The 11,920-nt window shown below is 73.8% G+C and carries 11 protein-coding genes; 2 read left to right on the top strand and 9 right to left on the bottom strand.

Going from position 1 to position 11,920, the window contains the following annotated elements; all coding sequences use genetic code 11:
• Window positions 1-336: 336 nt before the first annotated feature.
• The gene (locus tag AB0O09_RS08480; protein ID WP_363540787.1) at window positions 337-1,521 is read left to right on the top strand and encodes an alpha/beta hydrolase-fold protein; all 1,185 of its coding nucleotides are present in this window, start codon (window positions 337-339) and stop codon (window positions 1,519-1,521) included.
• A gap of 48 nt (window positions 1,522-1,569) precedes the next feature.
• Here the strand turns inward: AB0O09_RS08480 and folE are convergent, their stop codons facing one another.
• From folE to dacB, 6 genes are all read right to left on the bottom strand, one after another.
• The gene (folE, locus tag AB0O09_RS08475) at window positions 1,570-2,175 is read right to left on the bottom strand and encodes a GTP cyclohydrolase I FolE (RefSeq protein WP_363540786.1); all 606 of its coding nucleotides are present in this window, start codon (window positions 2,173-2,175) and stop codon (window positions 1,570-1,572) included.
• 126 nt (window positions 2,176-2,301) lie between these two features.
• Entirely contained in the window at window positions 2,302-4,344 is a 2,043-nt protein-coding gene (gene ftsH, locus AB0O09_RS08470; protein WP_344622572.1) for an ATP-dependent zinc metalloprotease FtsH, read from the bottom strand.
• 218 nt (window positions 4,345-4,562) lie between these two features.
• Window positions 4,563-5,117, bottom strand: coding sequence for a hypoxanthine phosphoribosyltransferase (gene hpt, locus AB0O09_RS08465; RefSeq protein WP_030268775.1), 555 nt, complete (start codon window positions 5,115-5,117; stop codon window positions 4,563-4,565).
• Between the two features lie 61 nt (window positions 5,118-5,178).
• Window positions 5,179-6,300, bottom strand: a complete 1,122-nt coding sequence (gene tilS, locus AB0O09_RS08460) for a tRNA lysidine(34) synthetase TilS (RefSeq protein ID WP_363540785.1) — start codon at window positions 6,298-6,300, stop codon at window positions 5,179-5,181.
• A 235-nt stretch (window positions 6,301-6,535) separates the two neighbouring features.
• Window positions 6,536-7,702: a zinc-dependent metalloprotease gene (locus tag AB0O09_RS08455; RefSeq protein WP_363540784.1), complete on the bottom strand. Its 1,167-nt coding sequence runs from the start codon at window positions 7,700-7,702 to the stop codon at window positions 6,536-6,538.
• 77 nt (window positions 7,703-7,779) lie between these two features.
• Window positions 7,780-9,303, bottom strand: coding sequence for a D-alanyl-D-alanine carboxypeptidase/D-alanyl-D-alanine-endopeptidase (gene dacB, locus AB0O09_RS08450; RefSeq protein ID WP_363540783.1), 1,524 nt, complete (start codon window positions 9,301-9,303; stop codon window positions 7,780-7,782).
• 74 nt (window positions 9,304-9,377) lie between these two features.
• Between dacB and AB0O09_RS08445 the strand changes: the two genes are divergently transcribed.
• On the top strand, window positions 9,378-9,869 hold the full coding sequence (locus AB0O09_RS08445) for an inorganic diphosphatase (protein WP_363540782.1): 492 nt from the start codon (window positions 9,378-9,380) through the stop codon (window positions 9,867-9,869).
• A gap of 95 nt (window positions 9,870-9,964) precedes the next feature.
• Here AB0O09_RS08445 and AB0O09_RS08440 read toward each other — a convergent pair whose 3' ends face one another.
• From AB0O09_RS08440 to AB0O09_RS08430, 3 genes are all read right to left on the bottom strand, one after another.
• Window positions 9,965-10,180, bottom strand: a complete 216-nt coding sequence (locus AB0O09_RS08440) for a dodecin (protein ID WP_263104140.1) — start codon at window positions 10,178-10,180, stop codon at window positions 9,965-9,967.
• A 197-nt stretch (window positions 10,181-10,377) separates the two neighbouring features.
• On the bottom strand, window positions 10,378-11,328 hold the full coding sequence (locus AB0O09_RS08435; RefSeq protein WP_363540781.1) for an asparaginase: 951 nt from the start codon (window positions 11,326-11,328) through the stop codon (window positions 10,378-10,380).
• Between the two features lie 56 nt (window positions 11,329-11,384).
• On the bottom strand, window positions 11,385-11,894 hold the full coding sequence (locus tag AB0O09_RS08430) for an ABC transporter substrate-binding protein (protein WP_363540780.1): 510 nt from the start codon (window positions 11,892-11,894) through the stop codon (window positions 11,385-11,387).
• Window positions 11,895-11,920: the final 26 nt, after the last annotated feature.

The raw sequence follows: 11,920 nt of genomic DNA, 5'->3' as shown, positions 1-11,920 counted from the left end.
AGAAGGCCCCGCCGGCGGGCATGCCGGTCGGGCGCCTCCCGGGCCGAGGGGGAGCCTGGGGACGGGTGGTGGACCGCTCCCGGGCCCGGTCCGGCAGGGGACCGGGCGACCGGACGGCGGTCGCGGGGACGGCGCGCAGCGGCCGTCACGACGGGGACGGTGGTTCACGCACTGCACTCGGTGGACGCCGCATTCTAGGGCCTCGGTTGCACCCGGATCAGCACCCCGGGCGGCGTCGGGATCCGACGCCCGGTCAGGCTAGCCCCGGTGGCCCGGGGTGGTGGGCGAACGCACGATGAACCCTGGCCCCACCCCTGCCCGACGGAAGGCGCCGCCATGGAACTGACCAGCAGGTCGCTGGTGTACTCGCTGGTCGCGACGGCGGTCGCGGGCCTGGCCGCCACCCTCTGGCTGTGGCCCCGGCTGGCCCGCCAGCGGCCGCTGCCGGTGCTGGGGCGCCTGGGCCTGCTGACGGTGGTTCAGGCCTCGGTGCTGGGGGTGCTGGCGCTGGCGGTCAACAACACCTACAGCTTCTACACCTCGTGGAACGACCTGCTGCACCCGGGCGGGGCCGCCCTGGCGCTGACCAGCTCGGAGCACGCCAGGGGCGCCGCGCCGGACTCCCAGAAGCTGGTCGAGCCGACCTCCGAGGGCGGGCTGGAGACGGTGAAGGACGTGCTGCCGGCGGGCAGGCCGGAGGAGGTCGGGCGGGTCGACTCGGTGAAGGTGACGGGCACCGAGTCGGGGCTGTCCGACCAGGTCTTCGTCTACCTGCCGCCGGAGTACTTCGTTCCGAAGTACGCCCGCGAACGGTTCCCGGTGATGCTGGCGATCGGCGGCTACCCCGGCCCGTCGCTGCACCTGGTGGAGGGGCTGCGGGTGCCGCAGACGGTGTCGGAGCTGGAGCAGGCCGGCCGGATGTCGCCGACGATCGTGGTGATGGCCCGGCCGACGGTGGCGCCGCCGCGGAACACCGAGTGCGTGGACGTGGCCGGCGGCCCGCGGTCGGAGACCTGGTTCACCAAGGACGTCCCGACGGCGATCAGGTCCGCCTACCGGGCGAGCCACTCCCCCGCCTCCTGGGGGGTGTTCGGCTACTCGACCGGGGGGAGCTGCGCGCTGCGGATGGCGATGCGCAGTCCGGACGCCTTCCCGAACGCGGCCGCCCTGCACGCGGACTACCAGGTGCCGAACGACCGCTGGACGGACGGCGACCTCTTCCGGGGCGACGCGCAGGCCGCCTCGCAGTCGGACCTGAACTGGCGGCTGAAGAACCTGCCGGCGCCGCACGCCTCGCTGCTGGTGGTCAGCACCAGGACGGAGGACAACTACCAGGCGACCCAGCAGTTCCTGGCCACCGCCCAGCAGGTCGCGGCGAACAACCCCGACTTCACCGTGGACTCGCTCTTCCTGGACGACGGCGGTCACAGCTTCGAGACCTGGCGCCGGGAGCTCCCCGCGGCCCTGGAGTGGATGAGCGACCGGCTGGCGCCGCCACCGGACCGCGAGCCGCGGCAGTAGCGCGGCCCGCCCCGGGGCGGGCCGCGCGGGGTGCTACGGGGCCGGGTGCTACGGGGCGGCGATCAGGCTCATCGCCTCGGCGCGGGTGGCCGGGTCGCGGAGCTGGCCGCGGACGGCCGAGGTGATGGTCTTGGCGCCGGGCTTGCGGATGCCGCGCATCGACATGCACATGTGCTCGCACTCGATGACGACGATCGCGCCGCGGGGCTCCAGGATGGTCATCAGGGCGTCGGCGACCTGGCTGGTCAGCCGCTCCTGGACCTGCGGGCGGCGGGCGTAGACGTCGACCAGGCGGGCCAGCTTCGACAGACCGGTGATCTTGCCGGTGGTGGCCGGGATGTACCCGACGTGCGCGACGCCGCGGAAGGGCACCAGGTGGTGCTCGCAGGTCGAGAAGACCTCGATGTCCTTCACCAGCACCATCTCGTCGTGGCCGATGTCGAAGGTGGTGGTGAGCACGTCCTCCGGCTGCTGCCAGAGCCCCGCGAATATCTCCTTGTAGGCGCGGGCCACCCGGGCCGGCGTCTCCAGCAGGCCCTCGCGGTCCGGGTCCTCGCCCACGGCGATCAGCAGCTCGCGCACCGCGTTCTCGGCGCGCTTCTGGTCGAAGTGCCCGACGGCGGGCTCACCGTCGAGAGTCACCGGGTCGATCATGCGGGCCTCGCTTGCCTCATTGCCAGTGGGTGGTCGTTCGTCGGGCACCGGGCCCGGCAGCACGAATGCCGCGCCTCCAGGGTACAAACCCCGGTGGCGCGGCATTCATTCCGTACGGGCGGCCGCTCAGCTCTCGGTGGAGCCCTCGGCGGGCGGCAGCTTCATGACGTCCACCGGGGCGGCCTCGTGGGAGGAGGCGACGCCGTTGGTCAGCGCCAGCTCCTTCGGGGACTGCACCGGCGGGCGGGTGGAGGGGGTGCGGCGGGAGGAGCCCGTCCACGCGGGGCGGGCGGGGCGCTTCACGATCGTGGAGAAGATCTCGGCGATCTGCTCCTTGTTCAGCGTCTCCTTCTCCAGCAGCTCCAGCACGAGGTTGTCGAGCACGTCGCGGTTCTCGACCAGGATCTCCCAGGCCTCGTTGTGCGCGTTCTCGATGAGCTTCTTGACCTCCTCGTCCACCAGCCCGGCGATCTCCTCGGAGTAGTCGCGCTGGTGGGCCATCTCGCGGCCGAGGAACGGCTCGGAGTCGCTGGAGCCGAACTTGATCGCGCCGAGGCGCTCGCTCATGCCGTACTGGGTGACCATCGCGCGGGCCGTGGCGGTGGCCTTCTCGATGTCGTTGGACGCGCCGGTGGTCGGGTCGTGGAAGACCAGCTCCTCCGCGGCGCGGCCGCCCAGCATGTAGGCCAGCTGGTCGAGCATCTCGTTGCGGGTGGTCGAGTACTTGTCCTCGTCCGGGAGCACCATCGTGTAGCCCAGGGCACGGCCGCGGGACAGGATGGTGATCTTGTGGACCGGGTCCGCGTTCGGCGAGGCCGCCGCGACCAGGGCGTGGCCACCCTCGTGGTACGCGGTGATCTTCTTCTCGCGGTCGGACATGATCCGGGTCCGCTTCTGCGGGCCGGCCACGACGCGGTCGATGGCCTCGTCGAGGACGAGGTTGTCGATCAGCTTCTTGTCCGAGCGGGCGGTCAGCAGGGCCGCCTCGTTGAGGACGTTGGAGAGGTCCGCGCCGGTGAAGCCGGGGGTGCGCTTGGCGACGGCCGAGAGGTCGACGTCGGGCGCGATCGGCTTGCCCTTCTGGTGCACCTTGAGGATGTCCAGGCGGCCCTGGAGGTCGGGGCGCTCGACGGCGATCTGCCGGTCGAAGCGGCCCGGGCGCAGCAGCGCCGGGTCCAGGATGTCCGGACGGTTGGTGGCGGCGATCAGGATGACGCCGCCCTTGACGTCGAAGCCGTCCATCTCGACGAGCAGCTGGTTCAGCGTCTGCTCGCGCTCGTCGTGGCCGCCGCCGAGGCCCGCACCGCGGTGCCGGCCGACGGCGTCGATCTCGTCGACGAAGATGATCGCCGGGGCGTTCGCCTTGGCCTGCTCGAACAGGTCGCGCACCCGGGAGGCACCGACACCGACGAACATCTCGACGAAGTCGGAACCGGAGATGGAGTAGAACGGCACGCCCGCCTCGCCGGCCACGGCACGGGCCAGCAGGGTCTTGCCGGTGCCGGGCGGGCCGTACAGCAGCACGCCCTTGGGGATCTTGGCGCCGACGGCCTGGAACTTCGACGGCTCCTGCAGGAACTCCTTGATCTCCTGGAGCTCCTCCACCGCCTCGTCCGCGCCCGCGACGTCCGAGAACGTGGTCTTCGGGGTGTCCTTGGTGAGCAGCTTGGCCTTGGACTTGCCGAACTGCATGACCCGGGAGCCGCCACCCTGCATCTGGTTCATCAGGAACAGGAAGACGAGGACGATGATGACGATCGGCAGCATCGACAGCAGCAGGCTGACGAAGGTCGACTGTCGCTCCGGGGTGACGGTGTAGTTGTTGGGCAGCTGGCCGTTCTTGTACGACTGCTGGAGCGTGTCGGCGATGGCGTTCGCCTGGCCGTCCGAGACGTACGAGGCCTGGAACTTGCTGCCGCTGGGGGCCTTGCCGTTGGCCTTGGCCGGCAGCTGCTGGCCGTCCTTCAGCTCGATCTTGATCAGGTTCGAGTCACCGGTGGTGAGCTGCGCCTGCTTGACCTGGTTGCTGTTGATCGCCGCAATGACCTGGCCAGTGTCCGCCGTCTTGTAGCCGCTCGAGTCCGAGACGACCTGCATCAACACGATGACGGCGAGGACGGCCAGCACGATCCACATGATCGGCGCACGGAAGTATCGCTTGACGTCCATCCATGCGGGGCGTCGCCGCCCCGTCCCTCCTGCCACTCGACGGCGCTGCGCGGCCTCGGCCGCGGCGCATCCGGTATCTGCTCATGAGAAGAGCGGTTCATTGGACCGTACCGCAGTACCACCCGCACGCGGCGGGAGCACGACGGCACGACGTATTTTCCTACCTCGGCACAACGGGTGGGAACGGTGTGCTGTTCCCACCCGTCGCCCGGACGGCGTCAGCCGCCGTAGACGTGCGGCGCCAGCGTGCCGATGAACGGCAGGTTGCGCAGCTTCTCGGCGTAGTCGAGGCCGTAGCCGACCACGAACTCGTTGGGGATGTCGAAGCCGACGTACTTGACGTCGATCTCCACCTTGGCGGCGTCCGGCTTGCGCAGCAGGGTGCACACCTCGAGCGAGGCGGGGCGGCGCGAGCCGAGGTTGCCGAGCAGCCAGGACAGCGTCAGACCGGAGTCGATGATGTCCTCGACGATCAGCACGTCCCGGCCGGCGATGTCGGTGTCGAGGTCCTTGAGGATCCGCACCACGCCGGAGGACTTGGTGCCCATCCCGTAGGAGGAGACGGCCATCCAGTCCATGGTCACCTGGGAGTGCAGCGTCCGGGCGAGGTCGGCCATCACCATGACGGCGCCCTTGAGCACGCCGACCAGCAGCAGGTCCTTCCCGGCGTAGTCCCGGTCGATCCGCTCGGCCAGCTCAAGCAGCTTGGCGTCGATCTCGTCCTTGCTGATGAGCACCTTCGCCAGGTCGGCGCCCATGTCGTTCTGATCCACCGGGGATACGTCCTCAAACGTTCGGGGTCTGTGTCGGCGGCGGCTACGCGACCGGATGCCGCTAGTCGCTCTGCCGCCGAAACACCAGCGTGCCACACCGGCGGGTCGCTTCGACCCCCCCGGGTAGGTGCAGCGGCCCCTGGCCGCGCCAGCCGGTGACCAGCAGATCGACGCTCTCCAGGTGCCGGGCGAACAGGTCGCCGGCCGGGCAGCCCGCGCGCAGCGCGGCCCGGCGCAGCACCCGGCGGCGGACCGCGGGCGGCAGTTCGGCGAGCCGGCCGACGTCCAGGGAGCCTTCGGCCGTCCGGAGGTCGCGCTCGGCGAGGGCGGCCCACTGGTCGAGCGCGTCGGCGTCGTCGCGGAACAGCCGGGCGGTGCGGGCGAGCGCCTCGACCACGCCGCCGCCGAGGTGCTTCTCCAGCACCGGCAGCACCTCGTGGCGGACCCGGGCGCGGGTGTAGGCCGGGTCGGAGTTGTGCGGGTCGTCCCAGATCGGGATGGACTGCGCCGAGCAGGCCTGGCGGGTGGCGGCGCGGTCGAGTTCGAGCAGCGGCCGGCGGTAGCGGCCCTTCTGGGCGGGCATGCCGGCCAGCGAGCGGGCACCGGAGCCGCGGGCGAGGCCGAGCAGGACGGTCTCGGCCTGGTCGTCGCGGGTGTGGCCGAGCAGGACGGCGAGCGCGCCGTGGCGGTCGGCGGCGGCGTCGAGGGCGGCGTAGCGGGCGTCCCTGGCGGCGTTCTCCGGGCCGCCGTCGCGGCCGACCCGGACGGGGACGGCCTCCACCGGGTCGAGGCCGAGTTCGCGCAGCCGGACGGCGACCTGCTCGGCGCGCTCGGCGGAACCGGCCTGCAGGCCGTGGTCGACGGTGACGGCGCCCACCCGCAGGCCGAGCTTGGGGGCCTCGAAGGCGGTGGCGGTCGCCAGGGCCATCGAGTCGGCGCCGCCGCTGACGGCGACCAGCACGAGCGGCGAGCCGGGGGCGGCGGGGGTGCGCGGCAGCCCGGAGGGGTGGCGGCGGGCGTTGCCGATCAGGGTGGTGGCGCCGGCCGGCACGAGCGCGGCGGCGGGCCGGCTCTGCGGGGCGCGGACCGGTGCGGCGACGGGGACGCCGGCCTCGGCCGCGAGGTCGGCGAGGGTGCGGCGGACGGCGAGGCGTATCGCCGCGACGGCGGGGTGTGGGCCCACGGGGTGCACTCCTTGACGGAGAGGGGGAGGGACGGCGGCCGGCCCGGGCGGCGGGGCGGGGAACCTCGCACGCTCACGGTCACCGGGCGCTCACAGATGGTCGCAGAAAGCGGCCCGCTGCCAGGCCGTGCACGCCAGCGCGGGGTCCACGGTCCCACGTACGGGTGAATGGAAAAACGTTCATTCGGCCGCCGTCGGCCCGGGTTGGGCAGGTGTGCGGTCGCCGGCGGACGGGTCAGCGGGCCACCCGGGCGACCCAGGCGGCCGGGTCGTGGATCTCCTCCTTGGTCGGCAGGGTGTTCGGCGACGTCCAGATCCGGTTGAAGCCGGCCATGCCGACCCGGTCCACCACGCCGCGGACGAAGACCGCGCCGTCCTGGTACTGGCGCAGCTTGGCGTCCATGCCGAGCAGCCTGCGCAGCACCAGGTCCAGCCGGCTGGCACCGCGGTCGCGGCGGCGCTGGAACTTCTCCCGGATCTCGGCGACGCTCGGCACCACCGCGGGGCCGACGCCGTCCATGACCACGTCGGCGTGGCCCTCCAGCAGCGACATCACCGCGGTCAGCCGGCCCAGGACCTCGCGCTGGCCGGGCGACTGGACGGCCTCCAGCAGGGTCTGCGGGCCCGAGCCGTCGCCGCGCCCGCCGAGGCCCGGGAAGCCGTCCGCGACGACCTCGCGGGCCCGCTCCAGCAGCGCGCCGGGGTCGATGTCGGTCTGCGCCAGGAAGGACTGCACCTCGGACTGGATGTGGTCGCGCAGCCACGGCACCGCGCTGAACTGGGTGCGGTGGGTCTCCTCGTGCAGGCAGACCCAGAGCCGGAAGTCGTGCGGGTCCACGTCCAGCTCCCGCTCGACCTGGACGATGTTCGGCGCGACCAGCAGCAGCCGGCCCGGGCCGGGCGGCTCGGGGCCGCGGCGCGGCTTGTCGAAGAGCCCGGCGGGGCTGTCCGGCGCCGCCGGCGGCTCGGCGGGCGCGAAGGTCTCGTACTGGCCGAGCACCTTGGTGGACAGGAAGGCCAGCAGCGCGCCGACCTCGATGCCGGTGGCCTTCTCGCCGATGCTGCCGAACACCTGGGAGCCGGCGCTCTCGCTGCGGCGGGCCTGGAGGCGGTCCACCAGCGGCTGGACGATGGTGCGGAAGCCCGCGACGTTGGCACGCACCCAGCCGGGCCGGTCGACCACCAGCACCGGGGTGGCCTCGGCGTCGGACAGCCGGGCGGGCCGGAGCCCGGTGTAGCCGCGCACGTGCTCCTCGGCCTCCAGGGCGTGCCGGCGAAGTTCGGCGACCACCTTGACGGCCTCCTCGCGAGTCACCTCCGGGCCCGGCCTGGCCAGCCGGGTGGCGGTCGCGACCGCGAGGTTCCAGTCGACCATTCCTGCTCCGCCGCTCGCGCTCGTCATGCCCTCACCGTACGTGCTCCGGGGCGGTGGAGGGAGGGAACCTGCCGTGCCGGTGCCGGGGTGCCGCGGCGGGCGGGTCAGCGGCAGCCGCAGGCGGCGATCCTGGCGACGATCCGGTCGACCGCGCCGCGGGCGTCGCCCCCGTTCGTCCGGCTCATCAGTGCGAAGACCAGCACCCGGCCGTCGGCGTCGACGACGGTGCCGGCCAGGGTGGCCACGCCCGAGAGGGTGCCGGTCTTGGCCCGGACGACGCCGGCCGCCCCGGCGGCGCCGGAGCGGGCGCCGAACCGGTTGACCAGGGTGCCGGTGAACCCGGCGACCGGCAGGCCGGTCAGCACCGGGCGCAGCTCGGGGTGGTCGGGGGCGGCGGCCCGGGCGAGCAGTTCGGTGAGGGTGATCGGCGGGATCAGGTTCTTGCTGCTGAGGCCGCTGCCGTCGTTGAGCACCACGCCCGCCGTCGGGACGGCGAGCGCCGTGAGCGCCTGGAGGGTGGCGGCGGAGGCGCCCTCGAAGCTCGCCGGCTTCCCGGCGGCGATCGCGACCTGCCGGGCGACGGCCTCGGCGAGGGTGTTGTCGGAGGTGGTGAGCAGCCGCTCGACGAGCCGCGGGACGCTCGGCGACCGGACCTCGGCGATCGCGGCGGCGCCGGCCGGGGCGGTGGTCCGCGCGGGGGTGCCGTCGACGGCCACGCCCTCGGCGCGCAGCCGGTCGGCGAAGGCCCCGGCGGCCTGCCCGGCGGGGTCGAAGACCCGGGCGGGGGCCTCGTCGGGGGACTTCGGGTCGATCCGGCCCTCGTCGACCATCAGCGGGGTGACGGCGGCGATGTTGGTGGCGTCGTGCTCGGGGTGGAGCAGCGGGCCGGTGTAGAGCGAGGTGTCGTAGCCGAGCCGGACGGTGGTGGTGCCGGCGGCCTTGAGGGCCGCCGCGGTGCGGGCGGCGAGGTCGGCGAGCGAGGCCGGGGCGGTGTCGGCGTCCACCGGCTGGCCGCCGACACGGACCTGGTCGGCGGGGAGCACGGTGAGGGTCGGGTCGCCGCCGCCGACGAGGGTGATGCTGCCGGGGTCGCTGCCGCGGACGACGGTGGTGGCGATCCGGGTGGTCGGCGGGATCAGCGCGAGCGCGGCGACGGCGGTGGCGAGCTTGGTGGTGGAGGCGGGGGTGGCCGGGGTGTTCTCCCCGGAGCCGTACAGCAGCGTGCCGGTGGTGGCGTCGGCGACCGCGAGGTTCAGCGCGGCGAGGGCGCCGTCGTGGACGGCCGGGTCGAGGGAGCGGTGCACGCCGTCGCCGGTGGGCACGCCGGCGGCGTCCGCGGCGGCGGCGAGCACCGGGCCCTTCACCGGGGCGCTGCGGTGCCGGCGGGCCGTGCCCTTGCCCGGCCCGGAATCGTTCTTCCTGTCGTCGGCGCCGGTGCCCCGGCGGTGGGCGCCGTCGGCGCCGTCGGCGCCGTCGTCCGAGCGGTGCCGGTCCTGCCGGCCGGCGGCCGGGCCGGGATCGGCCGCCGCGGTGGGTGCGGCGAGCGGTCCGGCGACCGCGAGCACCGTCGCGACGGCTCCGGCGGCGACGGCCCGGCGACCCCTCCACACCCGTGCACGCGCGTTCACCGACCGGCCCCTTTCCCGAGCACTCCCTGCCGTGCGAGACACTGGATTCTGTCAGTTTCTACCTTGGAGGAACCTTGGAGTTCGACGTCCTGATCGAGATCCCGAAGGGCTCGCGCAACAAGTACGAGGTCGACCACGAGACCGGTCGTCTGCGCCTTGACCGCATGCTCTTCACCTCGACCCGCTACCCGGCCGACTACGGCTACGTCGAGGGCACGCTCGGCGAGGACGGCGACCCGCTGGACGCGCTGGTCATCCTGGACGAGCCGACCTTCCCGGGCTGCCTGATCAAGTGCCGCGCCATCGGCATGTTCCACATGACCGACGAGGCCGGCGGCGACGACAAGCTGCTCTGCGTCCCGGCGACCGACCCGCGCTGGGAGCACCTGCGGGACATCCACCACGTCTCGGAGTTCGACCGCCTGGAGATCCAGCACTTCTTCGAGGTCTACAAGGACCTGGAGCCCGGCAAGTCGGTGGAGGGCGCCAACTGGGTCGGCCGCGCCGAGGCCGAGGCCGAGATCACGGCCTCGATCAAGCGCCTGGAGGAGCAGGGCGGCCACTGAGCCGTCCCTCCCCTCGGTTCTCCGGGGTGACGCGAGGGCCGGGGCGGGCAGCACATGTGCTGTCCGCCCCGGCCCTCGTGCGTCCGCGGGCGGTGTCAGTCCGCGTCGTCCAGCCGGAAGCCGACCTTCAGTCCGACCTGGTAGTGCTCGATCCGGCCGTCCACGAGGTGTCCGCGGACCTGGGTCACCTCGAACCAGTCCAGGTTCCGCAGGGTGCGGGACGCCCGGTCGATGCCGTTGCGGATCGCCTGGTCGATGCCCTCGGCGGAGGAGCCGACGATCTCGGTGACTCGGTAGACGTGGTCGGTCATGGCGCATCTCCCAGCGGTGGGTGACGAGGGACGGTGTGCGGGCCCTCGTCCACCGTGCCGCAGGACGCCGCGGCCCGCGCGCCGAGCGGGCGCCTGCGGGCCGCGGCGCGGCCGCCCGGGGGACGCCCGGGCGACCGCTGCGTCGGTGTGGTGCTGTGCGGTGCCGTGCTGTGCGGTGCCGTGCCGGTGCGGGGGATTCAGAACGCGGCGCGGACCTCGCCCACCACCGCGCCGCCGCCGTGCAGCGGCTCGGCGCCGATCCGGTCCAGCACCTCGTGCTCGACGCCGAGGCGGCGCAGCGCGGCGGCGAGCACCGGCCCGCGGGCCCGCTCGGCACCGTCGTCGATCTTGAAGGCGAGCGCCCGGCCGTCGGCCAGCGCGACCACCTGGACGGCTTCGGCGCCCATCTTGGAGAGCGTGCCGGGCACCGCCCGCATCAGCCAGGTGTCGGCGCGGCGGGTGCCGGCCACGTACTCGGGGTGGGCGCGCATCGCGTCGGCGACGCGGCGCTGCGGGGTGCCGGGGTCGGAGAGCACCAGCGAGCGGTAGCCGCGGGCCAGGCCGGTCAGCGAGACGGCGAGCAGCGGGGCGCCGCAGCCGTCGGTGCCGACGTGCGCGACGCGCTCGCCGGTGGCCTCCTCCAGGGCCTCGCGGGCCAGCACCTGGATCGGGTGGGCGGCGTCGAGGTACGCGGCGGTGTCCCAGCCGTTGGCGGCGCTGGCGGCCAGCCAGCCGGCGTGCTTGCCGGAGCAGTCCATCATGATCGGCGCGGCGCTGCCGCCGGAGCGCAGCAGCAGCTCGGCCTCGACCCGGTCGAGCGGGAGGTCCGCCGGGGTGCGCAGGGCCTCCTCGGTGAGGCCGGCGGCGGCGAGCACGGCGCGGACGGCGTCGCGGTGGAAGTCCTCCGCGGAGTGGCTGGACGCGGCCAGGGCGAGCGCCTCGCCGTCCAGGGCGAGGCCGGCCCGCAGGGTGGCCACCGCTTGGAAGGGCTTGGCGGTGGAGCGCGGGAAGACCGGCGCCTCGGGTGCGCCGAGCGCGTACTCGACCGAGCCGTCGGCGGCGAGCATCACCAGGGAGCCGCGGTGGCGGCCCTCGACGAAGCCGGAGCGTATGACCTCGGCGAGGGCGGGCAGGGCGGACTGGGGCATGGAGACTCCTGACGGCGAGTGCACTGGGTGAGGGTGGCCCGGCCGCCGCCCGCTCCTCAGCCTCCCGTGAGCAGGTCGTCGACCCGTGCTTCCCCTTCACGGTACCTGCGGGTGATTTCCGCACTGCAGTCGTCCGCCGTCCGCTGCAGCACCTGGCGCCGGCCGGAGACCTCGCGCTCGTGCCGCGAGAGCCGCTCGACGGCGGACAGCAGGGCGGAGGTGGGGCGTGCCGCGAGGTCGGCGAGCCGGACGTCGCCCATCAGTGCGTCGGCCTCGCGGCGGTACTCGGCGCCGCGGGGCGGGCCGAGCGTCACGTGCCGGGCCGGGCGGCGGACGGGGGAGGGCAGGTCGGCCAGGATCGCCGGCAGCCGGTCGAGCAGGTCGGCGGAGGGCTGCGGGGCGAGGTCGTGCGGCACCCGGCGGCGGGCGAGCTCGGCCCGCAGGATGTCCATCCGGCCCTGCAGCAGGCGGCGGAGGTACGAGAGGTCGGCCTCCTGCTCCTGTGCGTCCCGCCGGAGCGTCCGTAGCTGGTCCAGGCCCAGCCCGCCGATGTCGCTCGCGTCCATCCACCACCTGCCGTTGTTCCTGCGTC

It is taken from the genome of Kitasatospora sp. NPDC093679 (genome assembly GCF_040683455.1).
In the GTDB taxonomy this organism is placed as follows: domain Bacteria; phylum Actinomycetota; class Actinomycetes; order Streptomycetales; family Streptomycetaceae; genus Kitasatospora; species Kitasatospora arboriphila.
Note: the sequence above shows the minus strand (reverse complement) of the source record. Positions and strands in the feature narration are given on the sequence as shown.

Bases quoted from the DNA above. Each gene is read 5' to 3' on its own strand.
- AB0O09_RS08455 (WP_363540784.1), bottom strand. From the start codon at position 7,702: ATGACGAGCGCGAGCGGCGGAGCAGGAATGGTCGACTGGAACCTCGCG.
- AB0O09_RS08440 (WP_263104140.1), bottom strand. From the start codon at position 10,180: ATGACCGACCACGTCTACCGAGTCACCGAGATCGTCGGCTCCTCCGCC.
- AB0O09_RS08430 (WP_363540780.1), bottom strand. From the start codon at position 11,894: ATGGACGCGAGCGACATCGGCGGGCTGGGCCTGGACCAGCTACGGACG.
- AB0O09_RS08435 (WP_363540781.1), bottom strand. From the start codon at position 11,328: ATGCCCCAGTCCGCCCTGCCCGCCCTCGCCGAGGTCATACGCTCCGGC.
- folE (WP_363540786.1), bottom strand. From the start codon at position 2,175: ATGATCGACCCGGTGACTCTCGACGGTGAGCCCGCCGTCGGGCACTTC.
- AB0O09_RS08480 (WP_363540787.1), top strand. From the start codon at position 337: ATGGAACTGACCAGCAGGTCGCTGGTGTACTCGCTGGTCGCGACGGCG.
- ftsH (WP_344622572.1), bottom strand. From the start codon at position 4,344: ATGGACGTCAAGCGATACTTCCGTGCGCCGATCATGTGGATCGTGCTG.